The 25,895-nt window shown below is 64.3% G+C and carries 20 protein-coding genes; 14 read left to right on the plus strand and 6 right to left on the minus strand.

From position 1 onward, the window contains the following. The first annotated feature begins 51 nt into the window (after window positions 1-51). Entirely contained in the window at window positions 52-1,341 is a 1,290-nt protein-coding gene (locus DOM32_RS00135) for a mechanosensitive ion channel family protein (protein WP_110630161.1), read from the plus strand. A 15-nt stretch (window positions 1,342-1,356) separates the two neighbouring features. On the opposite strand, the gene pdxR is transcribed toward DOM32_RS00135, so the two are convergent. After that, window positions 1,357-2,802 carry a MocR-like pyridoxine biosynthesis transcription factor PdxR gene (pdxR, locus tag DOM32_RS00140; RefSeq protein ID WP_110630455.1) on the minus strand — a complete coding sequence of 482 codons (1,446 nt, stop codon included), beginning with the start codon at window positions 2,800-2,802 and terminating at the stop codon, window positions 1,357-1,359. A 155-nt stretch (window positions 2,803-2,957) separates the two neighbouring features. Between pdxR and DOM32_RS00145 the strand changes: the two genes are divergently transcribed. The 6 genes from DOM32_RS00145 (at window position 2,958) to trhO (ending at window position 7,364) form a co-directional block, all read left to right on the plus strand. Next, the gene (locus tag DOM32_RS00145; RefSeq protein WP_110630164.1) at window positions 2,958-3,404 is read left to right on the plus strand and encodes a GNAT family N-acetyltransferase; all 447 of its coding nucleotides are present in this window, start codon (window positions 2,958-2,960) and stop codon (window positions 3,402-3,404) included. A gap of 4 nt (window positions 3,405-3,408) precedes the next feature. After that, window positions 3,409-4,158 (plus strand): GNAT family N-acetyltransferase, encoded by a 750-nt coding sequence (locus DOM32_RS00150; protein WP_110630166.1) that lies wholly within the window; start codon window positions 3,409-3,411, stop codon window positions 4,156-4,158. A 2-nt stretch (window positions 4,159-4,160) separates the two neighbouring features. After that, a complete protein-coding gene (locus DOM32_RS00155) occupies window positions 4,161-4,796 on the plus strand; it encodes an FMN-binding negative transcriptional regulator (protein WP_110630168.1) in 636 nt (211 codons plus the stop codon). A gap of 13 nt (window positions 4,797-4,809) precedes the next feature. Continuing rightward, the gene (locus DOM32_RS00160; RefSeq protein WP_087718411.1) at window positions 4,810-5,280 is read left to right on the plus strand and encodes an OsmC family protein; all 471 of its coding nucleotides are present in this window, start codon (window positions 4,810-4,812) and stop codon (window positions 5,278-5,280) included. Between the two features lie 8 nt (window positions 5,281-5,288). After that, complete coding sequence (locus tag DOM32_RS00165; RefSeq protein ID WP_110630170.1) at window positions 5,289-6,260, plus strand: ornithine cyclodeaminase family protein; 972 nt, start codon at window positions 5,289-5,291, stop codon at window positions 6,258-6,260. A 153-nt stretch (window positions 6,261-6,413) separates the two neighbouring features. Then, window positions 6,414-7,364: an oxygen-dependent tRNA uridine(34) hydroxylase TrhO gene (trhO, locus tag DOM32_RS00170; protein ID WP_208625263.1), complete on the plus strand. Its 951-nt coding sequence runs from the start codon at window positions 6,414-6,416 to the stop codon at window positions 7,362-7,364. 198 nt (window positions 7,365-7,562) lie between these two features. Here the strand turns inward: trhO and DOM32_RS00175 are convergent, their stop codons facing one another. Both DOM32_RS00175 and glnE read right to left on the minus strand, forming a co-directional pair. Next, the gene (locus DOM32_RS00175; RefSeq protein ID WP_071229814.1) at window positions 7,563-8,180 is read right to left on the minus strand and encodes a YrbL family protein; all 618 of its coding nucleotides are present in this window, start codon (window positions 8,178-8,180) and stop codon (window positions 7,563-7,565) included. A gap of 68 nt (window positions 8,181-8,248) precedes the next feature. Continuing rightward, a complete protein-coding gene (glnE, locus tag DOM32_RS00180; RefSeq protein ID WP_110630172.1) occupies window positions 8,249-11,209 on the minus strand; it encodes a bifunctional [glutamate--ammonia ligase]-adenylyl-L-tyrosine phosphorylase/[glutamate--ammonia-ligase] adenylyltransferase in 2,961 nt (986 codons plus the stop codon). Window positions 11,210-11,486: 277 nt separating this feature from the next. On the opposite strand from glnE, the gene DOM32_RS00185 reads away from it, so the two are divergent. The 4 genes from DOM32_RS00185 (at window position 11,487) to DOM32_RS00200 (ending at window position 17,549) form a co-directional block, all read left to right on the plus strand. Then, window positions 11,487-12,467: a Bug family tripartite tricarboxylate transporter substrate binding protein gene (locus DOM32_RS00185; protein ID WP_110630174.1), complete on the plus strand. Its 981-nt coding sequence runs from the start codon at window positions 11,487-11,489 to the stop codon at window positions 12,465-12,467. A gap of 72 nt (window positions 12,468-12,539) precedes the next feature. After that, window positions 12,540-13,088: a tripartite tricarboxylate transporter TctB family protein gene (locus DOM32_RS00190; RefSeq protein ID WP_157956986.1), complete on the plus strand. Its 549-nt coding sequence runs from the start codon at window positions 12,540-12,542 to the stop codon at window positions 13,086-13,088. Window positions 13,089-13,090: 2 nt separating this feature from the next. After that, window positions 13,091-14,617 (plus strand): tripartite tricarboxylate transporter permease, encoded by a 1,527-nt coding sequence (locus DOM32_RS00195; RefSeq protein WP_110630176.1) that lies wholly within the window; start codon window positions 13,091-13,093, stop codon window positions 14,615-14,617. Window positions 14,618-15,017: 400 nt separating this feature from the next. Further along, window positions 15,018-17,549, plus strand: a complete 2,532-nt coding sequence (locus DOM32_RS00200; RefSeq protein ID WP_110630178.1) for a glucose/quinate/shikimate family membrane-bound PQQ-dependent dehydrogenase — start codon at window positions 15,018-15,020, stop codon at window positions 17,547-17,549. Between the two features lie 121 nt (window positions 17,550-17,670). Here the strand turns inward: DOM32_RS00200 and DOM32_RS00205 are convergent, their stop codons facing one another. Then, window positions 17,671-18,981, minus strand: coding sequence for a carbohydrate porin (locus DOM32_RS00205; protein WP_110630180.1), 1,311 nt, complete (start codon window positions 18,979-18,981; stop codon window positions 17,671-17,673). A 340-nt stretch (window positions 18,982-19,321) separates the two neighbouring features. Here DOM32_RS00205 and katG point away from each other — a divergent pair, with 340 nt between their 5' ends. From katG to DOM32_RS00220, 3 genes are all read left to right on the plus strand, one after another. Next, window positions 19,322-21,502: a catalase/peroxidase HPI gene (katG, locus tag DOM32_RS00210; protein WP_110630182.1), complete on the plus strand. Its 2,181-nt coding sequence runs from the start codon at window positions 19,322-19,324 to the stop codon at window positions 21,500-21,502. 266 nt (window positions 21,503-21,768) lie between these two features. Next, complete coding sequence (locus DOM32_RS00215) at window positions 21,769-22,761, plus strand: GlxA family transcriptional regulator (RefSeq protein WP_110630184.1); 993 nt, start codon at window positions 21,769-21,771, stop codon at window positions 22,759-22,761. Further along, a complete protein-coding gene (locus tag DOM32_RS00220) occupies window positions 22,758-23,981 on the plus strand; it encodes an MFS transporter (protein ID WP_110630186.1) in 1,224 nt (407 codons plus the stop codon). The genes DOM32_RS00215 and DOM32_RS00220 overlap by 4 nt, the downstream gene beginning before the upstream one ends. Before the next feature lie 15 nt (window positions 23,982-23,996). Here DOM32_RS00220 and DOM32_RS00225 read toward each other — a convergent pair whose 3' ends face one another. Beyond that, window positions 23,997-25,511, minus strand: coding sequence for a sodium:solute symporter family protein (locus DOM32_RS00225; RefSeq protein ID WP_110630188.1), 1,515 nt, complete (start codon window positions 25,509-25,511; stop codon window positions 23,997-23,999). Beyond that, a complete protein-coding gene (locus tag DOM32_RS00230) occupies window positions 25,508-25,747 on the minus strand; it encodes a hypothetical protein (protein ID WP_110630459.1) in 240 nt (79 codons plus the stop codon). Before DOM32_RS00230 ends, DOM32_RS00225 begins: the two co-directional genes overlap by 4 nt. Window positions 25,748-25,895: the final 148 nt, after the last annotated feature.

Genomic DNA, 25,895 nt, shown 5'->3' on the forward strand with positions numbered 1-25,895 from the left:
TCTGTTGCAGCGTCGAAACGCTTCGATTTCCGGACATGAAAAAGCAGGTGCATGAATATTTCCGATAGCGCCACGAATCTTATCTCCCGCTTCCAGACCGAACTCGGCCAGTGGCTCCATATCCCGGGTTGGATCGTGCTGCCTGCGCTGATACTGCTGATCGCGGTCATCGTCGACATCGCCCTGCACTTCGTTCTCAACCGGATGGAGCGACGCCTGCGCAATTCGCCGCGGCGCTGGGACGACCCCATCCTTCACGGACTGCGTCTTCCCTTGCGCTGGTGGGTCTGGGTCACCGCGCTGATGGTCGGTCTCGGCGTGATCGGCAACCATTTCGAGATCGAGCGGCTGAACATCGTACTGTCCCGGGTCGGGGCATTGATTACGCTGTTTCTGGTCGCCTGGGGCGGCATCCGGCTTTTCCGACGGCTGGAGCAGCGCCTGGTCTTTCCGCCGGGCAACTGCCATGCCAAGCCGGTCGATCCCACCTCGGCATCAGCCCTGACCAAGATCGTCGGCGCCATCCTGATCGTCACGCTGATATTGATCGGACTACAGATCCTGGGCGTATCGATGTCGAGCATTCTGGCCATGGGCGGCTTCGGTGGCCTGGTCATCGGCTTCGCCGCGCGGGATGTCATTGCCAATTTTTTCGGTGGCATGGTGGTCCATCTGGACAAGCCCTTCGTGGTCGGCGACTGGATCCGCTCGCCCGAGCGCCAGATCGAGGGCATCGTCGAGGATATCGGCTGGCGCCTCACTACCGTCCGAACCTTCGCCGGGCCACCGCTCTACGTGCCCAACGCCTGGTTCAGCCAGATCTCCGTGGAGACCCCCACCCGGATGGTCAGTCGCCGTCTGTGGGAAACCATCAGCCTCCGCTACCAGGATATCGGCGCCGTCGAGAACGTCGCCCGGGATATTCGCAACCTGCTGCTGGAGCACGAGGAGATCAATCAGGACGAACTGATCACGGTCAACTTCTCCACCTACGGCCAGTACTCGCTGGATATCATCGTCTACGCCTTCACCCACGAGACGGATTGGCAGCGTTTCCACGAGATCAAGCAGGACATCCTGTTGAAGATCCGTGACATCATCGACTCCCACGGCGCGGAGCTGGCCATTCCGGCATCCCGGGTCTATTTCCCCGAGGGCATTCGCCACCAGGAACCAGAACGCGACCACCCTGATGACGAGGAACGAGACGCCACGTCACGCAGCGACCGCGACACTGCCTCGTCGAGGACCGAGCGCCGTTCGTCCGATGACCAACGCCGCCATTCGAATTCGGGTCCCCGTCAGACGGAAGACCCGCAGGACGACGACGGCGACGCCTGAATCGGCCGCCCGCGCTCAGGGCCCGTGGCGGATGCGCAACTGGCACCAGCTATCGCTCAGCCAGCGTCCTGCCGACGCGATCTCGGTTTCGGTGGCGCCGGCGTAGCCCAGCACCAGACCTGGCCGGCCGGGCGGCTGCAGGAAATAGCGCGATAGCGGCGACAGCAGAATCCCGGCCTCCTGCCCCCGCGAGACCAGCTCGGTCTCCAGCTCGAAACTGTCCAGCTCGGCAACCAGATGCATCCCCGCCTGCCCCGCCGAGAGCACCAGCCCGCGCGCGACCGCCGGGGCCAGTGCTCGTCGCAACTGCGCCTGACGCTGGCGATAGAGCCCACGCATTTTCGCGACGTGCCTCACGAAATGCCCCTCGGCAATGAACGTTGCCACCGCGGCCTGCGCCACGTACTGCCCTTCCCGGTGAAGCCGGGCATTGGCTCGCTTGAAGGCATCGACCAGCGCTTCCGGCAGCACCAGATAGCCGAGCCGCAATCCCGGATAGAGCACCTTGCTGAAGGTGCCGACGTAGATGACCGGGGCATCGTCGACGAGCCCCTGCAGCGACGCGATCGGCGCGCTGGCGTAGCGAAACTCGCTGTCGTAATCGTCCTCGATGATCCAGGCACCATGACGCCGAGCCGCATCCAGCAGCGCCATCCGGCGCGGCAAGGTCATCGTCACGCCACTGGGATATTGGTGCGAGGGCGTGACATAGATCAGCCGCGGCGGTGGCGTCACCCGCGGCACGCGCTCCACGTTCGCCCCTTCCTCGTCGACGGCCAGCGGCACGGTATCCAGACCGGCCGCCACGAAGCAGGACTGCGCCCCGCCGTAGCCCGGCTCTTCCACCCACACGGCCTCACCGGCATCGGCCAGCAACCGGGCGATCAGCTCGAAGCCCTGCTGGGCGCCCTGGGTGATCAGGATCTGCCCGGGCCGGCAACGCACCGAACGCGATAACTGCAGATAGTCGCAAAGCGCTTCTCGCAATGCCGGGACACCGCCCTGATGCTGGTAGTCGTGCCATTCGAGCGGCGCCCGCTGGCGATGGCGGCGCAACAACCGCTGCCAGCGTTCACGGGGGAACCGGTCCAGTGCGGGCACGCCCGGCGCGAAGGCCGTATAGCGATCGCTCAGCACACCGCTGAAATCGAGAATGCGCCGGCCCCGAGCGGAAAGCGACGGCGCCGCAATACCGGATGCCGATACCGCCGCCGTCAGGGCTTCCGGTCGCCACTCGGCGACGAAGACACCCGCGCCTCGGCGAGTCTCCACGAATCCTTCGGCCGCGAGCCGGTCGATGGCGCCCAGCACGGTATTGCGGCCCAGCCCGAGCTCGTGAGCCAGCTGTCGCGAGGAAGGTAGCGCCGTGCCGGCACCAAGCTTGCCCTCCTGAATCCAGTCTCTCAGCGACTGATAGAGCCGCTGGGTCAAGGTCGCCGCTGATGGCAACGCGAGTTGCATGGTCAGCGCTTCGACGATCCACAGCCGGTGGTCCTGAGATGGCGGCACTGGTTCCCTCACTATTGCCTCAACTGGCCCTTATCGAAGAACCAGCATGAGGCCAAACTGGCTTCACGTCACGCTTGTCACCCCGTTCGCTCGCCAGGGAGCCCGCGATGCCTACCATTCGTGCCGCCACCCCCAAGGACATCGACAGCCTCGTTGTACTGATCGATGGCTACCGCCAGTTCTATCGACAACCCAGCGACCTGGAAGGCGCTCGGCATTTCCTGGCCCGACGCTTCGAACGGGACGATGCGCATCTGCTGATCGCGCTGGATGAGAGCGACGCGGCGATCGGCTTCGTGCAGCTGTTTCCGGTCCCCGCCACGACCGAGCTCGCCATGCGCTGGATTCTCAATGATCTCTTCGTCTCCCCCCAAGCCCGTCGTCAGGGTATCGGCAGCGAGCTGCTAAAGGCTGCCAGACAACTCGCACAGGATCACGGCGTTCCCAAGCTGATGCTGCGCACCCAAGTCGACAACGTTACCGCCCAGTCCCGCTACCAGGCGCTTGGCTGGCAACGCGACGAGGCGTTTTATACCTATCTATTGAGCGTGTGATGCCATGAGCCCGTTCATCAACGAATATGGCCAGCCCGTCGGCCCGGTTATCGATGGCTGGCAGCCGCCGCCGGCACCTCGGGCCGAAATCCTGGAGGGCCGTTTCTGCCGCCTCGAGCCGCTGGACGTCTCGGCTCACGCACCCACGCTCTGGCGAGCCTGGCAGCCGTCGGATCCCGATATCGCCGACGATCATGACGGCAAGGCACGCTGGACCTATCTAGGCGGACGCGGATTCGACGACGAAGCGGGTTGTCGACGCTGGCTCAAGACGATGACCGCAAGCGACGATCCGCATTGTTACGCCATCATCGATCCGGCAGACGACCAGGCCGTCGGCATGGCGACCTATCTACGCATCGTGCCGGTCGACGGCAGCATCGAGATCGGGCATCTGAATTTCTCGCCGCGCATGGCGCGCACGCCAATCTCCAGCGAGGCGCTGATGCTGCTGATCCGTCATGTCTTCGAACTCGGTTACCGCCGGGTGGAGTGGAAATGCGATGCGCTGAACGCACCATCGCGGCGCGCCGCCGAGCGCCTGGGCTTTCGCTTCGAGGGGATTTTTCGTCAGCATCGGGTGGTCAATGGCCGCAACCGCGACACCGCCTGGTTTTCGATTCTCGATGGCGAGTGGCCGGCGATCCGCGAGTGCCATCGTCGCTGGCTGGCACCGGACAACTTCGATGCTGGCGGCCGCCAACGCCAATCGCTTTCGACGATGACGGCCGAACTGACAAAACCGGGACATTGAACATGTACCAGCCAAATCAGTTCCGCCTCGATGATCCGGGCGCCTTGAAGCAGGCCATCGATCAGGCGCCGTTTGCCACGCTGGTCACGCAGAGCGAGAAAGGTGAGCTCAACGCCGACCATCTCCCGTTGCTGTTCGAAGCTGCCGACGGCGGGTCATCGCCGGGTACGCTTCGCGGGCATATCGCACGCGCCAATCCGTTGGCCTCGGCCTGTGTGGATCGTCAGGCTCTGGCGATCTTCCATGGTCCGCAGGCGTATATCACGCCGAGCTGGTATCCGGCCAAGCGCGAACACGGCAAGGTCGTGCCGACCTGGAACTATCAGGTGGTGCATGCCCACTGTCAGCTGCGGCTGATCGACGATCCGGACTGGCTGAAAGCGCTCGTCACGGAACTGACCAACCGTTTCGAGCGGGATCGTGAAACGCCCTGGGCGGTCAATGACGCGCCAGCGGGCTTCATCGACAGGATGTGCCGAGCCATTATCGGCATAGAGCTGACGATCGAGCGACTGGAAGGCAAGCGCAAAGCGAGTCAGCACAAACCGATGGAAGAGCGCGAGGCGATTCTGCGAGGACTGCGCGACGAGTCCGGTTACGATGACGCAGACTCGCTCTGCTTGAGCGGAATCGACTAGAGGAGGAACAGCCATGTCCGAATATTCCGCCTGCGTCCACTGGCAGCGACACCCCGACGAAACCTTCACCGACAACCGTTACAGCCGCGGCCATGAGTGGTGCTTCGATGGGGGTGTCAACGTACCGGCATCGTCATCGCCCCACGTGGTTCCGCTGCCCTACTCCATCGAGTCCCATGTCGATCCCGAGGAGGCATTCGTCGCCTCGCTGGCCAGCTGTCACATGCTGGTGTTCCTGAGTATCGCCGCCAAACGACGCTTTGCCGTGGACCGTTACGAAGACCAGGCCGTCGGCATAATGGAAAAGAATCCTGAAGGAAGACTCTCAATTACGCGAGTGACGCTGCGGCCGGCCGTGACGTTTTCTGGCGAGCGTCGGCCGACACGCGAGCAGCTCGAAACGATGCATCACCAGGCCCATCGCGACTGCTTCATCGCCAATTCGGTCAAGACCGATGTCGTGACAGAGATCGTCGACCCCTGAGAGACCCCATGACTCGACTCATCACCTATACCGAAGCACGCAACAGGCTCTCCTGGGCCGGCGCCTTGGAGGCCCTGCGCCAAGGCCATCGCACCGCCCGGCCGGAAATCGGCGATACCTTCCTGGGGCCGGCCGACAAGACGCTGCTCAACCGTTCGTGCTTCATTCCCGGCCTCGGCTACGGCGCCAAGGCGGTCACCGTGTTCGACGGCAACGCCGCCCGCGGGCTGGATACCGTGCAGGGCGCGATGCTCTACTTCTTGCCCGACGACGGTCAGTTGAAAGCGATCATCGAGAGCCGGCTGGTCACCGAGATCAAGACGGCCAGCGATTCGTTGCTGGGCGCGCTCCTGCTGGCGCGACCGGACAGTCGTCATCTGCTGGTCTGCGGCGCAGGAACGGTCGCGGCGAGCCTGATCGATGCCTACACCGCGCTCTTCCCCGATCTGGCGCGTATCAGCGTCTGGAACCGCACCCACGACAAAGCCGTGGCGCTGGCCGAGCGCTGTGTCAGGCGCGGCCTGAACGTCACCGCCGTAACCGATCTGGAAGCGACCGCCCGCTCGGCGGACATCATCTCCAGCGCCACCATGGCGCGTACGCCGTTGATACTGGGGAAGTGGATACAGCCCGGCACGCATGTCGACCTCATCGGTGCGTTCAAGTCCGACATGCGCGAGGCGGACGACGAACTGCTGCAAACCGGCCGGCTGTTCGTCGATAGCCGGGAGACCACGATCCACCACATCGGCGAGCTGAAGATTCCCATTGCCGCAGGAGCCATTGCCGAAAGCGACGTGATCGCGGATTTCTACGATCTGCTGGCTGGCGATTCTCGCGATGACGATGCTCGCGATAGCGGTTGTCACGGAAAACAACCGGGTCGAACCCGCGACAGCGATATCACGGTATTCAAAAATGGCGGCGGCGCGCATCTCGACCTGATGATCGCGCGCTATATCGCCGAAACCGTTCAGTAACGCAGGACGACGCTCGGCGCCGTTCGCGCTGCGGCAGTCGGTCACTGGACGCTCGCGCTCAGCGGCGTAAAATGCGCGACGTTCATCGGGGCATCGGCAGCCTCTTATCTCACCCGGTCCGCCCTTTGCGAGGGCGACAACCAGGAGTCCTGCATGTCAATCAGCGATCAACCGATCGTCGTCGCGGCGTTGTACCAGTTCGTCACCCTCGATGATTTCGAAGCCCTGCGCGAGCCTCTGCTCGACGAAATGAAGCGTCTCGACGTCAAGGGCACTCTGCTGCTCGCCAATGAAGGCATCAACGGCACCGTTTCCGGCACGCGCGCAAGCATCGATGCCCTGCTCGGGTGGCTCAAGCGCGATACCCGCTTCGCCGCACTCGAGCACAAGGAGTCCTACTGCGAGGAACATCCGTTCTATCGCACCAAGGTCAAGCTCAAGCGCGAGATCGTCACCATGGGCGTGCCGGATATCGACCCCAACCGGCGCGTCGGCACCTACGTCGAGCCGGAGCAGTGGAACGCGTTGATCGACGACCCGGAAGTGCTGGTGATCGACACCCGCAACGACTACGAAGTGGCGATCGGCAGTTTCGAGGGCGCCATCGACCCCAGGACCAAGTCGTTCCGCGAGTTCCCCGATTACGTCAAGCAGCACTACGATCCCGCCCGGCACAAGAAGGTGGCGATGTTCTGTACCGGCGGCATTCGCTGCGAGAAGGCCTCGAGCTTCATGCTCAACGAAGGGTTCGAGGAGGTCTTCCACCTCAAGGGCGGCATCCTGAGCTATCTGGAAAAGGTCCCCGAGACCGAAACCCGCTGGCGCGGTGACTGCTTCGTGTTCGACAACCGGGTCACCGTTCGTCATGACTTGAGCGAGGGCGCCTACGAGCAGTGCCACGCCTGCCGCATGCCGATCTCGGTCGAAGACCAGGCGTCGGAGCAGTATTCGCCGGGCATCAGTTGCCCCCACTGCTGGGATTCGCTACCGGAGAAGACCCGCGCCAGCGCCCGCGAGCGCCAGAAACAGATCGAACTGGCCCGAGCCCGCAACGAGCCGCATCCGATCGGCCGCAACCCGCGCGAGACCACCACGGAGCATTGATCGGCTCCGCCAACGAAAACGGCCNNGAGGCCGTTTTCGTTTATCGATGGGCTTTTGTCGATGGGCTTTCGTCGCAGGCCTTCCATCGACGCCTGCTCTTCCATCGACGCCTGCTCTTCTATCAATGTCTGCTCTTCTATCAATGTCTGCTCTTCTATCGATGTCTGCTCTTCTATCGATGTCTGCTGCATCGCGGGCTCATTGCACGCTACGCAGCAGTTCCTCTCTTTCCGCTTCCGGCAGCAGCCCGGAGGCCGTCAGCTTGGTGAAGAACCGCTTCATGCGGCGATCGATCTTCTGACGCGCAAACCACGGCCAGATATTGGCCAGCGGCATGAAATCGGGGTTGGAAACGCCATCGATCAGCCACAACCGCTGAGTGCCGTCTGCCAGACGCTGACAGACGATATTGCGGTCGTTGATGTCGGACGGCACGATCCAGTTGTCGCGCAGGTAAAGATAAAGCCGCTGCAGCTCGTCGGAGAAGGCCTGGGTCTCGAGCCAGGCCGTCTCGTCTCGCTGACGGTATTGCCGAATGGTGGAAGAGACCTGGCCATCGGCATCGCTGATCAAGTCGAAGACCAGACCCTCGCCCTGGTCCGTCGCCACCGTCCCGTAGTACGCCGGCACATGGCGCCAATCGACCATGCCGCGGCGCAACAGGTTCTCGAAGTAGACCTTCTCGCGCTCGTTCTGCTGGCTACCGCGCTCGGGAAAGCGCGGCACCTTGATACAGCATCCGGGGCGTTCCGGATGCCGGAAGATGGCCCGATCGTTGCCGTGGGCAATTTCGTTGGCAGAAACAAGTCGATACATTGCGGGCCACTCCGAGCCGCCATTGAGACGTCATGCCTCTATAATGATAACTTAATCAAACGCTGTTCTCATTGATCGTTCGCCTCGCGTTCGGCGGCCGGTTCCATCCAGCGTCGCCACAGCGCCAGGATATGCTCGCGGTGATCGGCGAATGCCTCGGCAGATACCAGACTGCCCCGCTTGGCCAGCGCCGCGCGGTGGCTCGCATCGCGATAGGCGAGATACGCCGCCTGCAGTTTCCGCGCATCCTGTTCGGGGAGCTTGCCGCTCTCGGCCAGCGCATCCATCAGCCGCATGTTGTCGGTGACCTCGAGCAGTGCCGGCGTCCGGGCCGACAGCGCCAGCACCGCATACTGGTTCATGAACTCGATATCCACCAGACCGCCGGCATCCTGCTTGAGATGGAACTGGCCGGCCTCGCGCGCCTCGCCGCCGCTGCCGAGATGCTCGCGCATCTTCAGGCGCATCTTGACGACTTCGTGGCGGAGCTCGCCGCAGTCGCGCTCCCGCGCCAGCACTTCCCGGCGAACGGCCTCGAAGCGTTCCTTCAATACGTCGTCGCCCGCCACGGCACGCGCGCGCACCAGCGCCTGGTGCTCCCAGATCCAGGCCTCGTTGCGCTGGTACTCGGCAAAGGCGTCCAGCGACGACACCAGCAATCCGGCGTTCCCCGAGGGGCGCAGGCGCATGTCGACTTCGTAGAGCGTGCCGCTGGGTGTGGTCGCGGTGAGCAGATGAATGACGCGCTGCCCCAACCGGGTGAAGAACACCAGATTGTCGATCGACTTGGCGCCGTCGGTCACGCCCCGAGGCGCGGCATCATAGAGGAATACCAGATCGAGATCGGAGCCGTACCCCAGCTCGATGCCGCCCAGCTTGCCGTAGCCGACGATCAGAAAGGCCGCCTGACCGGCCGAGTCTCTGGCGCTGGGGTGCCCGTATCGGGCCGTCAGCGAGTGCCACGCCATCTGCAGCACGCTATCCAGCACCACCTCGGCTATCGCGGTCAGATAGTCGCTGACCTTCATCAGCACGCGCCCGCCGGCAATGTCGGAAGCGGCAACGCGCAACACCTGGGTCTGCTTGAAGACCCGCATCGCTTCCAGCCAGTTCTCCTCGTCGTCCTCGGGAATCCGCGCCAGGGTCTGGCGCAGCTCGTCCGCGAGGCGCTGCTTGTCGGCGGGTGAATAGAGCGTCGCGGGGGTCAGCAGTTCGTCGAGCAGAATGGGGTGACGCGCCAGCTGTTCGGCGATCCAGGGGCTGGCCGCGCACAGCCGGATCAGCGACGGTAGAACCTGCGGGTTCTCGCGCAGCAGCGAAAGATAGGCAGTGCGTCGCAATACCGCTTCGATCAGCGGCAGTACCCGCTCCAGGGCGGTCGTGGGCGCCTCGCTCTCGGCCGCGGCCTCCAGCAGCATCGGCATGACGGCCTCGAGGCGCTCGTAGCCGATACGCTGCATCGACTGCACGCCGCGGGAGTCGCGAAAGGTCTTCAGTCGTCGCAGCGCCTCGGGCAGCTCGTAGCCCGCCGCCGCCATTACCCGCTCGGCTTCGGCATCGTCCATCTCGCCCTGCCACAGCTGTCGCCAGGCAGTGTCATCCCGGGGCGAGTCGTCGAATGCCGGCGACTCGTCGTCCGGATCGGCGACCACGGCATCGAAATGGCGTCGAACCCGCTCGCGGCAGGCCGAAAGCGCATCTTTCAAGGCAGCCCAGTCCGGCAGTCGCATCGCCATCGCCAACCTCGCCTGGTTCTCGGTGTCGTCGGGCAGCTGCTGCGTCTGACGATCCTGCTGCGCCTGCAGTGCGTGCTCCAGATCCCGCAGGAAGACGTAATCCTCGCGCAGCTCGTCGACCACCGGCTGCGGCAGCAGTTCGAGCGTGACCAGACGCGCCATGGCCTCCCGCAGCGAGGTGACCTGAAGCTCGGTATCCCGGCCGCCGCGGATCAGCTGGAACGCCTGGACCACGAATTCGACCTCGCGGATCCCGCCGCGCCCCAGCTTGATGTTGTCGTCCCGCCCCAGCCGCTTGACCTCGCGGTGGATCATCGCCTTCATCTCGCGCAGCGATTCGATCGCGCCGAAATCCAGATACTTGCGATAGATGAAGGGCCTGAGTTCATCGAGCAGTTCATGCCCGGCGTCGAGATCGCCCGCGACCGGGCGCGCCTTGAGCATGGCGTAACGCTCCCACTCGCGTCCCTGATCCTGATAATAGCTGGTGAAGGTGTTGAAACTGCCGACCAGCGGCCCGCCGTCGCCCAACGGTCGCAGGCGCATGTCGACCCGGAAGACGAAGCCGTCGGCGGTGATCGCGTCCAGCGCGGCGATCAGCTTCTGCCCCAGTTTGGTGAAGTACTGTTGATGATCGTACTCGCGCTCGCCGCCCCGGGTCGTGCCTTTCTCCGGAAACGCGAAAATCAGATCGATATCCGAGGAGAGATTGAGCTCGCCAGCGCCGAGCTTACCCATTCCCAGCACGATCAGACGCTGAGGCGAGCCGTCACGGCGCGGTGCAGGGCTGCCCCAGCGGGGGGCGAGATGCGTCTCGAGCCAGTCAAGCGCGCCTTCGAGGCAGACCTCGGCAAGTTCCGAGACCTTGGCGGCGGTCTGCCACATCTCGGCGCCGTTGAGATCCCGCCACACGATGCCGAGCATCCGCGCCTGACGAAAACGGCGTAGCGCCCTGTGGAGCGACGCCTCGTCGTCCGCGTCTGCCAGCGCCTGGTGCAGCACGTCTTCGATCTGCGCCCGATTCGGCGCCGCCTCGAGCTCGCCACTGTCGATCAGGCCGGGAAGCAGCGCCGGTCGCGTCACCAGCGCGTCCAGCGCGAAGTCGGACAGCAGGACCAGCCGGGCGAGCTCGCGCCGACGCGCATCGCTCAGGGAGAGCCAGGCGTCGGTGACGACCGGATCGGCACTGGCGGCATCCAGCCCTTCGTCGAGGCGCTGTCTGGCCTCGACCCAAGCCCCCGCAAGCATGGCGGGACTATCGATCTCGGCGAACCAGGATTCGGGTAACGGCATCGGGTGCTCCAGACGGCTGTTGGCGGGGTCTTCACTGGATGAATGACCCCGCCAGCATAGCGAAAGCCCCGCGTCGGGCCAAAGCGATGCAGATCGCGCCCGCGCCTGAGTCGCAGATTATCGATGATGTCACACCAAGGTTGTATTACATCGTACGAATAAAGCAGCTACAAAGGCACAAGCCAATTCGTCGGGTCCAGGAAGCGTTAGCTCGAACGAGAGAACGCTGGCCCGTGGATCTCACTCTAGAACTGCACCATCAAGCAAGGGATACGCCATGAAGCTCAAGAAGACACTCCTCGGCATCGCCTGCCTCGCATCGTTGGCCGCCGGCGCCGCCCAGGCCGATTTCCCGAACCGGGATATCCGCGTGATCGTGCCGGCAGCCGCCGGCGGCGGTACCGATGCCATCGTCCGCAAGGTTTCCAATATCGCCGAAGAGTCGCTGCCCGTCTCGATGTATGTCGAGAACGTGGAAGGCGGCATGACGGCAACCGGCCTGCTCCAGTTGATGAAGGCGCGTCCGGATGGGCAGACCGTCGCCGCGATCACCTACGACAGCATCATCACGATCCCGTGGAAGAACATGCTGCCGGGATTCAACATGGACAAGATGCGCATGATCGCCCGCATCACCAGCGAAGCCGACGCGATCACCGTGCCGGAAAACTCCCCCTACCAGACGCTGGATGACCTGATCGCCGCCGCCAAGAAAGAACCTGGCAGCATTCGCATTGGCATTCAGAACATGGGCGCCAGGACCCACCTGACGCTGCTGCAGCTCCAGGATCTCACCGGCGCCGAGTTCAAGATCGTCTCCTACGACAACAGCGCGGCGTCGCAGAAGGAAGCGCTGCTCAATGGCGAGGTCGACGCCGTGGTGACCAGCCTCGGCGACCTGGCGCCGCTGATCGAATCCGGTCAGGCTCGCGGCCTGGTCGAGTTCTCCGACACCCAGAACGAAGGCTTCCCCAACGTGCCGCCGGTCACCGAGACCGATACCGGCCTGGACCTGCAGATGGGCAGCTTCATCGTCATGGTGGCACCGGCGCGTACCCCGGACGATGTGATCGAGAAGCTGGAAGCCACCTACCACAAGGCTTACGAGAGCGACGAGTTCCAGCAGTGGCTGAAGAAGATCGGCGTCACGCCCGCCTGGCTGGGCGCCGACGACGTGACCGAATGGGCGAACGACACCCAGCAGCAGCTCTTCGACACCATGGATGAACTGGTCGACAAGGGCGTGCTGGAGAAATAAGTCTCCGATCATTCTCATCCACGCTGCGCCATGCCCCTCGCATGGCGCCTTGTCGTCTATACAGGTGCCTTCATGACATCTAAACCCTCATCTCGACAGTCGACCCAGCGCTCGAGTCTGGGCGGTGAGTTTTTCGTGCCGGCGGCGCTGGCGCTCATCACCCTCGTCTACCTGATCTCGGCGATCCAGCTCGGTCCGCCAATGAAGGGCGGCAACATGACCGCATCCTTCTTTCCCATCGCCACCGCCATCCTCATGCTGATCGCGCTGGCCTGCGCCATGGTTCATGCGCTGCGCGGCAAGGCCAAGGCGCCCGAGGAAGAGGCCGCCGCCAACGCCGAGAGCAGCGACGATGCCCCGCGCCGCAGGCAGTATGTCGGCCTCTCCCTCGGCGCGATCGGCGTCGTCGTGCTGACGGCGGGATACCTGCTGGCGTTCGATCTGATCGGCTATTTCGTCGCCACTTTCGTCTACGTGCTGCTGCTGACCGGCCTGTTCAGTGGCGGCTTCCGGGAGAAATGGCTGACCAAGCTGATCGCCGCCATCGTCATTACCGTCGCCGGCTACCTGCTGTTCGAGGTCGTCTTCCAGGTCCGCCTGCCCACGCTCTGGAGTCAATGATCATGGATTCGATTTCCGGTCTGCTGGGCGGTTTCGCCGCCCTCGCCAATCCTGAAACCCTGCTCTACATGATCGGCGGTTTTCTGATCGGCACCTTCTTCGGCGCGGTGCCGGGCCTGACCTCGGTGCTGGCCATCGCCCTGCTGCTGCCGCTCACCTACAGCCTCGACGTGACCACGGCGCTGGTCGCCTGCGCCAGCATCTTCATGGCAGGCATGTGCAGCGGCAGCATCACCGCCACGACCATCAACATTCCCGGTGCGCCGTCGTCGATGATGACCGCGCTGGAAGGCTACCCGATGCAGCAGCGCGGCGAAGGCGCCAAGGCGCTCGGTCACGCCGCACTGGGCTCGATGATCGGCGGTTCGCTGGGCGCGCTGCTGCTGATGGTCATGGCGCCGCTGGCGGCCGACGTCGCCCTGCTGATCCGCACGCCGGGCAAGTTCTCGCTGATCGCCTTTGCACTGATCGTGATCATCATTTCCCAGCGTGGGTCGATCACCAAGGGCATGATCGCCACGCTGTTCGGCGTCATGATCGCCACCATCGGCATCGACGTGGTGCAGCCGCTGGCCCGCTTCACCTTCGGCACCAGCGTGCTGGTCCAGGGCATCGACATGATGCCGTTGATCATCGGCACCTTCGCCATCAGTGAACTGCTGATCCAGGCCGATAGTCGCAGCAGCCGAACCGTCGATCCCAGCATGATCCAGGCGGCCAAGGTGCGCCGTCGCGATTTCATTCCGCCGCTGTCGGAAGTTCGGGAAATCGGCGTGATGCGCTACCTGAAGAGCGCGGTCATCGGCTACGCGGTGGGTATCCTGCCCGGCGCCGGCGGCTCCATGGCGGCTTTCGTCTCCTATGCGGAGTCGATGCGCTCCTCGAAGCACCCCGAGCGTTACGGCAAGGGCAATCCGGAAGGCATCGCGGCGGCGGAATGCGCCAACAACTCGATGTGCGGCGGCGCCTTCGTGCCGATGCTGACGTTCGGCATCCCCGGCGATCCAACCACCGCGATCGTGCTCGGCGTGCTGGTCATCAACGGTCTGCAGCCCGGCCCGCAGTTCATGACCCAGCAGCTCGATCTGATCGCGCCGATGTTCGCCTCGCTGTTCGTCAGTGCGCTGATCCTGATTCCGCTGACGCTCTACCTGCTCGGCCCCTACTTCCTCAAGATCGTGTCGATTCGCCGCGACGTGCTCTACTCGAGCATCGCCATCGTCGCGCTGGTGGGCAGCTACGTGGCGACCTACTCCACGTTCCAGATGGCGCTGGCGCTGGTGTTCGGCGTGCTGGCCTACTTCCTGCGCAAGCAGAAGTATCCCACCGTCTGCCTGCTGCTGGGCTTCGTGCTCGGCCCGAGCCTGGAGGAGTATTGCCGTCGCGCGCTCTCCATCAATGACGGCAACCCGTCGATCTTCTTCACCAGCCCGGATAGCCTGTTCTTCATCGCCCTGACGGTGGTGTTCTTCTACTTCATGGTGATCCGCAAGCCCAAGGACCGCGGACTAGGGACGCGACCGGCGTAACGTCGACCTCCCCATCGAGCCGGCTCCTCTTGCCGGCTTCCCTGACCAGCTCGCGCCAACCGGCATAGCGCCGCCATCGTTCATCACGATGGCGGCGCTTTGGCATGCGCGCCTCCGCTCGTTTTCATCGAGGCTCACGACCATCCAGGGCCGTAAAAAAAGTCGTAAAAAAACCACTTTTCCAGCTTCGCCGGCTAGCGGTGACCCTCATTCCGGATGCTTCGTTGCCGCCAACAGCCTTGATTCTCACCGACCGGCTGCTCTCGGGCAGGCAGGAATAACTTTAGCCTGTTAATTACATGGTGTATTTTTACATCCCGCTACATTGCGGTATTAGACTTTAGCCGCATTCGATCTCCGATTTCGGCCTTGCCTACTCGATCCTTCAAGGGAGACATTCATGAAAACGCGCGGGGCGTTGAGCAAGACACGCCTGTTGCCCAGCCTGGTCGGCCTGATCCTGGTCCTGCTGGGCCTTGCGATGCTGATTGGCGGCATCAAACTGAGCCAGCTTGGCGGCTCCTGGTACTACCTGATCGCCGGTGTCGGCGTCGGTCTCAGCGGGTTGCTGCTGATCGCCGCCAGACGCGCCGCGATCTGGCTTTTCGCCATCTTCCTGCTGGCCTCCACGATCTGGTCGCTCCAGGAAGTCGGCCTGGACTGGTGGCAACTGGTCCCCCGTCTGGCGCTATGGTTCGTGCTCGGCATCGTGCTGTTGCTGCCCTGGGTTCGCCGTCCGCTGGGCGTCACGCGCATGAAAAGTGCCAGCGCCGCAGCACTCTCGATTGCCGTCATCCTCGCCGGCCTGACCGCCATCGTCAGCCAGTTCACCAACCCGCATGACATCGAAGGGACGATCGTCCGTGACGCGTCCGGCCCGAACGATGCCGTGGCCAATGCCATGAACGGCGACTGGCCCTCCTACGGCGGCACCGAACGTGGTCAGCGCTACTCGCCCCTCGACCAGATCACCCCAGAAAACGTCGGCAAGCTGGAAGAAGTCTGGCGCTATCGCACCGGCGACATCCCTGGCCCCAACGATCCGTCGGAAACCACCGCCGAGAACACCCCGCTCAAGGTCAACGGCAAGCTGTACGTATGTACGCCGCACAGCCAGGTGATCGCCCTCGATCCGGACAGCGGCAAGGAGCTGTGGCGTTTCGATCCCAAGCTGAGTACCCAGAATGCCGACAGCTTCAATGGCTGGGCGCACATGACCTGTCGTGGCGTCGCCTACTACGAAGATGACGGAGCGGCTGCCGAACCGGCCTATGCCAGCGCCGAGGTCGGCACCGGCCTCGCCCCGACCGCCAGCGATGGCACCGCGAATGGCGACGCCGCGCCCGTCACCGAGGAAGGCAAGCAGCAAGCCGCCGATCAGGCTCCCGCGTCCGGCGTCGCCGCCGACCTGGCCGATGCCTGCCCGCGCCGCCTGTTCCTGCCCACCGCCGACACGCGCCTGATCGCGCTGAATGCCGACACTGGCGAAATGTGCCCCGGCTTCGGCGATAACGGCTCCATCGACCTGACCCGGAACATCGGCAGCTTCACCGCTGGCGGCTACTATTCCACCTCTCCGCCCTCCGTGGCCCATGGTCTGGTGATCATCGGCGGCCACGTGACCGACAACGAGTCCACCAACGAGCCTTCCGGCGTGATTCGCGCCTACGATGCCAAGGATGGCCACCTGGTCTGGAACTGGGATAGCGGCAACCCGGACGACACCACGCCGATCGGCCCCGACGAGACCTATACCCGCAACTCGCCCAACATGTGGTCGGTGATGAGCGTCGACAGCGACCTCGGCATGATCTACCTGCCGATGGGCAACCAGATGCCGGACCAGTGGGGCGGCAACCGCACGCCGGAAGCCGAGAAGTACAGCGCCGGCGTCACCGCGCTGGATATCGATACCGGCCAGGTCCGCTGGACCTATCAGTTCACCCATCATGACCTGTGGGACATGGACGTCGGCGGCCAGCCGTCGCTGGTCGACATCCAGACCGACGAAGGCGTCAAGCCCGCGCTGATGGCCTCCACCAAGCAGGGCAGCATCTACGTGCTCGACCGCCGCACCGGCGAGGCTATCGTCCCGATCCACGAGATCGACGCGCCGCAGGGCGCCGTGGAAGGCGACCACACGGCAGCAACCCAGCCGCACTCCGAGCTGAGCTTCTCGCCGGACACGCTCCACGGCAAGGACATGTGGGGCGTGACGCCGCTGGACCAGATGCTGTGCCGCATCCAGTTCCAGTCATTGCGCTATGAAGGCATGTTCACGCCGCCCTCGCTGCAGGGTTCGCTGGTCTATCCGGGCAACTTCGGCGTGTTCGACTGGGGCGGCATCGCGGTCGACCCCGAGCGCCAGATCGCCTTTGCCAGCCCGGCCTACATGGCGTTCACCTCCCAGCTGGTGCCGCGCGAACAGGCCGATGGCGGCGAGCGGATCAGCGAAACCGAAGGCGTTCAGCCCAATGCAGGCGCGCCCTACGGCGTGATCATGGGCGCGTTTCTGTCCAGGCTCGGGCTGCCTTGCCAGGCACCGCCCTGGGGTTACGTGGCGGGTGTCGACCTGAGCAATCATCAGACCGTCTGGCAGCACAAGAACGGTACGGTCCGCGATAGCGCTCCGGTGCCGATGCCGCTGCCGATGGGCGTGCCCGCCCTGGGCGGACCGATCATGACCGGTGGCGGCGTGGCCTTCCTCAGCGGCACGCTGGACCAGTACCTGCGCGCCTATGACGTCACCAACGGCGAGGAGCTGTGGAAAGGCCGGCTACCGGCAGGCGGCCAGACCACGCCGATGACCTACGAAGGCAAGGACGGCCGCCAATACGTGCTGGTCATGGCCGGTGGTCACGGCTCGCTGGGCACCAAACAAGGCGACTATGTCGTCGCCTATGCGCTGCCCGAAGGCGACGATTCGAACTGATCTCAGCGAAGCGTCACCCATGAAAACGGCTGCCCTCGGGCAGCCGTTTTTCGTTGCGCCGACGGGCTCGTCACGCGCTGAACATCGCGAACCGCGTCGGCAGGCTGGAAGCTCGCCTTGATCAGAAGCTCGCCTTGATCGTCGTACCCGCCACCCAGGCATTGTCCACCGAATCCACTGCCGACGGATTGACCACGTACTGCAGGTTGGGCCGCAGCGTCAGGTAGCCGGTCAGATTGAAGCTGTAGTAGACCTCGGCGTCGTACTCGTGCCCTTGGCGCGGCAGCGGCGAGAGCGAACCGCTCGGCGTGGCGTTGTGATAGTCGACGAAGTCGTTGACATCGTCGTTGACGTGCAGATACGCAAGACCGATGCCGGCATCGTCCTGCGGACGCGCGTCGAACGGCCCTTCGTAGGTTGCGCCGATCGAGACATAACGATCGATACCCGCCGTATCGCCATGGTTGGTGTTGCCCATGCTGAACAGCGTCAGCCCGCGATCCGGGCTGCCATCGCGTGTCGTCACCTGCTGCTGGACCACGTAGTAGAGCCCGGTGTTGGTATCGCTGGTGCGATCCGCCGGGCCGTCGCCATAGGCGCGGTTGTCGACGTTCTGGGTATAGAACCCGAGCTTGTAGGCGCCGGCCATGCCGTTCAGCGTCGGGGTATAACCCAGTTCCACCGGGAACAGCGTCCCCTCGGTGCCGCTGGTGCGCAGGTCGAAGCCGTTATCGTTTTCCAGGTTGCTGTCGTTGATGTTGAACGCGCCGACCTGGGCGTACCATTCGGGCGTGATATTGGCGCGGATCACCGCTGCCCATTGGGCGATCGGCCAGTTGTAGATGTTGTTGCCCCAGTTGCCGGGCTGCGCGCCACCGAAGGCCAGGTTCTGGAAATTGCTATCGATGGTGGCGAAGTCATCGCCGAACGGGATTCGGCCCAGCTTGACCGCCAGGGCATCGTCGAAGAAGCGCTGGCGATACCAGAACTGCGTCAGCCGCGTCACCGGCCCGCGCCCTTGCACTTCCTGCACCGAGGAGCCGCCGACCGTCGCGTCCGGATCGCTCATCCGGTCGTTGACGCTATGCCCGTTACGGTTGGTGACGGTGACCTGAAATTCCGCATCCGGAATGCCCAGCAGACGATCCAGATCGAAGTTGGCACCGACCGCGAACTGGTCCGCGTATTTGCTCACGTGGCTGTCGCGGTAGCCGCCATCGAGAATCGTCGCCGCTTCGCCCACGTAGTCGAAATCGAAGGATACGCCGGCCTCTTCCAGCGCGGTGCGCTCGCCGCCCCAATCTCCCAGCATGTAGGGGGAATCCGGAGAAAAAGCCGAATACGCCTGCGCGGAACCCATCACCCCAAGACTGCCCAAGAGAATCGCCGACGCGCCGCCGATTCTGATAACCCGTGATGTGGCATCTGCCATGGCCTGGCCTCCAAAAAAATATAATTAGCACGTTATTAATGCGCAGAGAATGATAATCCTAATCCTCACGCATCGATAGCCGATAAGCCCTGAAGACGGACAGAAACGACTAAAGAATGAGCCAGGAAACCGCCAGCCTCACGACGATGAAGGCCTGCTAGAAATAGCAATTTACTATCGTTTTTTTCTTATCATTTAATTTCTATAATAAAAGCTTGCCCAGTAGTCTCTGTTTCAGCCCTGGCGCCATCGAGTCGGCCGACTGGCCTTGAACGAAGGCTCGCAGACCGTGACGCCAGGGAACGCCCGGATTGACGAGACGAACAGGTGAGATAAGAGAATGTCGCACGAAACCGAATCCAGATGCCCCTTCGGCCACTCCGGAACGACCGTATCCGAGGGCGCCAAGACGCATGTCGCCGGTGGTGGCACCGTCAATGCCGACTGGTGGCCCAATCAGCTTCGCGTTGACCTGCTGAACCAGCATTCCGAGCGCTCCAACCCGCTGGATAGCGATTTCGACTACCGCGAAGCCTTCCAGCAGCTCGACTACGCGGCGCTGAAAGCCGATCTGGAGAAGACGCTGACCGAGTCGCAGGCCTGGTGGCCGGCCGACTGGGGTACCTATATCGGCCTGTTCATTCGTATGGCCTGGCACAGTGCGGGCACCTACCGTCTCGCCGACGGTCGCGGTGGCGCCGGTCGCGGCCAGCAGCGCTTCGCCCCGCTCAACAGCTGGCCGGACAACGTCAGCCTGGACAAGGCGCGCCGTCTGCTGTGGCCGGTCAAGCGCAAGTATGGCCAGAACATCTCCTGGGCCGACCTGATCGTCCTCGCCGGCAACGTGGCGCTGGAGTCTTCCGGCTTCCGCACCTTCGGCTTCGCCGGTGGGCGTGAAGACGTCTGGGAACCCGACATGGACGTCAACTGGGGCGACGAGAAGACCTGGCTCGAACACCGCGACCCGACCACGCTGGCCGACCAGCCGCTCGGCGCCACCGAGATGGGCCTGATCTACGTCAACCCGGAAGGCCCCAACGCCAGCGGCGACCCGCTCTCCGCCGCCCCGGCCATTCGCGCAACCTTCGGCAACATGGCCATGGACGACGAAGAGATCGTCGCGCTGATCGCCGGCGGCCATACCCTGGGCAAGACCCACGGTGCCGGCCCCGCCGAAGCGATCGGTGCCGATCCGGAAGCCGCGTCGATCGAGTCGCAGGGGCTCGGCTGGGCCAACGCCCACGGCAGCGGCGTGGGTGCCGATGCCACCGTCTCCGGCCTTGAAGTCATCTGGACCCAGACGCCGACGCGCTGGAGCATCCACTTCTTCGAGAACCTGTTCAAATACGAGTGGGAACAGGTGCGCAGCCCGGCCGGCGCCATCCAGTGGCAAGCCAAGGACGCCGAGGCGTCGATCCCCGACCCGTTCGATCCGTCGAAGATGCGCAAGCCGACGATGCTCACCACGGATCTGACGCTGCGCTTCGATCCGGAGTTCGAGAAGATTTCCCGGCGCTTCCTCGAGGACCCGCAGGCCTTCGACGACGCCTTCGCCCGCGCCTGGTTCAAGCTGACCCATCGCGACATGGGGCCGAAGGCCCGTTACCTCGGCCCCGAAGTGCCGCAGGAAGACCTGGTCTGGCAGGACCCGCTGCCCGCACCGACGCACCAGCCGAGCTTGGATGACATCGCCGAGATCAAGACGCAGATCGCCGACTCGGGTCTCTCGGTCTCGCAACTGGTGGCGACCGCCTGGGCTTCGGCTTCGACCTTCCGCGGCGGCGACAAGCGCGGGGGCACCAACGGCGCCCGGCTGGCGCTGGCACCGCAGAAGGACTGGGAGGTCAACCGGATCGCCAGCCAGACACTGCCGACGCTCCAGCGCATCCAGGAGACATCCGGCAAGGCGTCACTGGCGGACGTGATCGTGCTGGCGGGCAGCGTCGGCATCGAACAGGCCGCCAGGGCGGCAGGCGTGGAGATCGAGGTGCCGTTCGCGCCGGGCCGTGTCGACGCCACCCAGGAGCAGACCGATGTCGCCTCCTTCGCGGTGATGGAGCCGCGGGCAGACGGCTTCCGCAACTACAAGCGCGGCCGGCAGGGCGCGCCCACCGAGTCGCTGCTGGTCGACAAGGCGCAGCAGCTGACCCTGACCGCCCCGGAGATGACCGTACTGGTCGGCGGCCTTCGCGTTCTCGGCGCCAACTACGACGGCTCCGATGTCGGCGTGCTGACCGACAACGTCGGCGTGCTCAGCAACGACTTCTTCGTCAACCTGCTGGACATGAACACCGTCTGGACGCCTGCGGATGCAGAGTCCGAGCGGTTCGAGGGACGTTCGCGCGACAGCGACGCGGTCAAGTACACCGCAACGCGCAACGATCTGATCTTCGGCTCGCACTCTGTCCTGCGCGCCCTGGCCGAGGTCTACGCCAGCGACGACGCCAGACAGAAGTTCGTCGAGGACTTCGTGGCAGCCTGGACCAAGGTGATGAACCTGGATCGTTTCGATCTCGCCTGATCGCCACGTATCCAGCCAGCCATACGCCGCCGGAGGCCACTCCGGCGGCGTTTTCGTTGGCGCCCTTCCCCCCCAATGCCGCGACCCTTCCGCTCCGTTCCTTTCCCCTGCCTTCCAGCTTGCCGCTTCGGCTCCCTCGCCCCGGCTTGCCGCCGGCTCCGCATCATTCGAATGCCGACGCATGATGACGGTTTCGGTGGGGTCCGCGTCCTTGCCGACATGACGCCACTCTCGCAGACTAGCCTCCAGACTCCGAGGACGATCCCATGTCGCATACCATCGATCTCTTCATCTATCCGAACTGCCAACTGCTGGATGCCAGCGGGCCCTGGCAGGTCTTCGCCAGCGCCAACACGTTGCTGGGGCGGCCGCACTACGAACTGCGCCTGAACGCCATCGCGCCCGGCGAGATCCGCACCAATGGCGGCATGACACTGGTGGCGACTCACGCGCTGGGCGGTCGGTCGGCCGACACATCACCCGGCGACACACTGCTCGTGGCCGGCGGTCACGGCGTACACGATCTCGACGACGAGGTCATCCAGACGCTGGCCCGGCGGGCGGCCGCCACGCCGCGTGTCGGCTCGATCTGTACCGGCGCCTTTGCGCTGGCCCGCGCCGGGCTGCTCGATGGCCGCTGCGTCACGACGCACTGGCGCCAGGCCGAACGGCTGGCGCGGGAGTTCCCCGAGGTCGATGTCGCCGCCGACGCGCTCTACCGGGAAAGCGGCGGGATCTATACCAGTGCCGGCGTCACCGCGGGCATGGACCTGGCGCTGGCACTCGTCGCCCAGGACCATGACCACCGTCTCGCCGGAGAAGTCGCCCGCGAACTGGTGATGTTTCTGCATCGACCCGGCGATCAGGCGCAGTTCAGCGAAGGGCTGCGTTGCCAGCTCGCCAGTCACGGCAGGCTGAGGAGGCTGATCGACCGGGTGCTGAACGACCCGCTGGCGGACTGGAACAGCGAACGTCTGGCCGAAGCGATCGCCGTCACTCCGCGCCATTTCCAGCGGCTGTTTCGCCAGCAGTTGCAGATGACGCCGATCGAGTTCCTGACCCGTCTGCGACTCGAATCGGCCCGTCGCCTGCTGGCAGAGAGCGACGCCTCGCTGACGCAAATTGCCGAGCACTGCCGTGTCGGCGGGGCCGAGCAGCTACGCCGCCAGTTCCAACGCCGCTATGGCCTGGCACCCAGCGCCTATCGCGCCCGGTTCGGCCGCGCCCCATCCAACGTCGAAACGCGAGATGCCTCATGACGACGACCGTTTCCCGGCGCCTGCCGCTCGCCGTCTGGGGCCTGGCGCTATGTCAGGCCCTGCTGGTCAGCGGCAACATCCTGCTCATCGCCGTTTCGCCGCTAATCGGTGATCGGCTCGCCGGCAGCGCCGACTGGAGTACGCTGCCCGTTGCCGCCCAGTTGCTCGGTCTGACGGCAGCGACCCTGCCGTCCGGCTGGCTGACCGCCAGACTGGGGCGCAAGCGAACCTTCGTCATTGCCAACGGCGTCGGGCTCGTCGGTATCGCTATCTGCATGCTGGCGCTGAGGCTTTCCGCGTTCCCGCTGTTCAATCTTGGCACCTTCGCCATCGGCATGAGCATCGGCGCCGGCATGCTGTACCGCTTTGCTGCCATCGATGCGGCCGGCCCCGTCCAGCGCGATCGCGCGCTCAGCCTGGTAATGGCCGGCGGCGTCATCGCGGCCTTCCTCGGCCCCTGGCTGGCGCGGACTTCACAGCACGGCTTCGAGACACCTTTTCTGGGCTGCTTCGTCGGCCTGGCCGTGCTCTACGTATCGGCACTGCTGTTGCTGACACGGCTCGACCTGCCCTCCCCTCACGCTACCGCCACCGCCGCCGACCCGGCCACGCCTCGCCGACCCGGCGTTCTGCTACGTCAGCCACGGCTGCTGGCAGCTATCGCCATCGCCACCTTGAGCTACGCCACCATGAACCTGGCGATGACCGCGACACCACTGGCCATGTCCCACGCCGGACACGACTTCGGCGACGTCACCAACGTCATTCAGTGGCATATCCTGGCGATGTTCGCGCCCTCGTTCGTCACCGGTGATCTGACCCGGCGCTTCGGGCATCAGCGCATGATCGCTCTGGGTTCGCTGAGTCTGCTCGCCAGCCTGCTTTGCACGCTGTTGCCCGCGTCATTCTGGACCTTCGCCCTCGGCCTCTTCCTGCTTGGGCTGGGCTGGAACTTCACCTTCCTGCCCGCCAGCGCCTGGCTGACCACCACCTACCAGCCCGGCGAGGCGCCCCGCGTCCAGGCCATCAACGACTGCGCCGTCTTCTCGCTGACGACGCTCTCCGCGCTGCTGGCCGGCCCACTGAATGCTTGGCTCGGCTGGCAGACGCTCAACATGACGTTGATCCCGCTGGTCGCGGCGATGTGGGTCGTCCTGTTGGTGCTGTCAAAAGCGGGTAACGAAAAAGCCCAGCGAATCGCTGGGCTGGATGTCGAATGAGAAGCCGGCGAGGGCTCAGGAAACGTCGGCGGAGCGTGCCGCAGGATCGGCAGCCCGAACCGACTGATCAGTGCCAGCGGTGCGCATGAACGCTTCGGCCAGCTCGCGTTTCGGCCGGGTCAGCAGGCTCGTCCCGACGAACAGCAGCACCGAGACCGGTAGCGCCCAGATGCCCGGCGGCAGTCCCAGCGGTTTGGCGCCACTCACGTAGAGCGCAATGACGACCAGGCCACCGATGACGATGCTCGCCAGCGCACCGGCCGCCGTCCCGCGCTTCCAGTAGAAGGCGCCGATGATCGCCGGCACGATGACGACCAGGCCGGTGGAAGCCGCGACCGAAAGCACCGCGATCAGGCTGAGCTGCAGCTCAGCGAACAGGAAGGCAAGAATGGCAACGATCGGCAGTACCCATTTGCCCACCTTGAGCTGCTTCGCCTCGCTGGCGCCGGTCGCCATATTGGCGTAGACATCCCGCGACAGCATCGAGGAGAGCGTCAGCATGATCGAATCGATGGTCGACACCGCCGCGGCGAGAATCCCCACCATCACGATCACGCCCAGCACCGGCGGCACGTGCTCGGAGGCCAGCAGCGTCGGCGTCGCCAGATCGGACTTGGCCAGATCGGGGAACGCCACCAGCGCCGAGAAGCCCCACAGCACCGACACCACGGTGTAGATGAAGCCGAAGATCAGAAAGCCGATCAGCATCTGGCGCATCGACCGGAGCGACGCCGGCATGAACAGCCGCTGACTCACCTGAGGGTTGGAAAGGCTGAAGAAGAACCACGGAATCGTCAGCCCCAGAAACGTCGTGAAGCTGAACAGCCCCGGCCCGGGCACGGCGAGAGAGGCCGGATGCTCCGTGGCGAGCGTCTCGAACAGCGCCGAGAAGCCGCCCAGCGAGTGCACCACCAGCAGCGCGACCAGCGTCGAAGCCACGATCATGAACAGCGCCTGCAGCGAGTCCGTCCACATCACCGAACGGATCCCGGCAATATAGGAGAACAGGATCGCCAGGATCGTCGCCACCACCACGCCGGTGGTGAACGAGATCGCCCCGCCGCTCATCCCCGCCAGCAGATAGCCGACGCCGGCCAGTTGCACCGCCGCGTAGGGAATCAGGAACAGGCAGCTCGCCGCCGCGGTCGCCACGGCGACCTTCTTGTCAGCGTAGCGATGACCCAGCATTTCGCTGGGGGTGACATAACCGAAGCGCTTGCCCACTGTCCAGAACTTGGGCCCGAAGATCGCCACCAGCGACACGCCGGCGAAATAGACGATCTCGAAGCCGAATGCCCCGACGCCGCCGGCGTAGGTCAACCCCGCCAGCCCCACCATCATGAAGGCGCTGTAGGTCGTCGCGCTGTAGCTCAACGCCGAGACGAAACCGTTCATCTGCCGGTTGCCGAGAAAGTAGCCGGACATGTCGACGCCGGCCCCGTTGGTCGTCCTGCCGCGCGAGAGAAAGGCAACGCCCAGGCCCGCGATCAGGTAGACGATGACCGCACTCCAGATCAGTCCGGTCGTCATGGTCGCTTCTCCCCGCCAGCGGAAAGCTCGTCTGCCCGAGACGCCGTGGCTCCAGGCGCCTCATCCCGGAAGGAGCGCGTGATCATGACATTGGCGACGATGACCAGCACCCCGACGACGCACCAGAACAGAAAGCTGCCGTACCAGGCCTGGACCTGGCCGAGCAGGCCATACGGCACGACGTAACATGAAAGGACCAGTATCCAGACGCCCCATATCCAGCGCCGAGCGCTCATTGGCGATTCCCCTGCTATGTTTTTAGATGACATGTTTCTGGAAAACGACTTCCTGAAAGCGACTTCCCGGAACGTTTCTGCGAATTCCCGGACGTTTTGCTCTTGGCGGCGCACACGCGCGCTGCAGCGCCCATGATAACGCGATAGT

This window comes from Salinicola salarius (assembly GCF_003206135.1).
Classification (GTDB): domain Bacteria; phylum Pseudomonadota; class Gammaproteobacteria; order Pseudomonadales; family Halomonadaceae; genus Salinicola; species Salinicola salarius.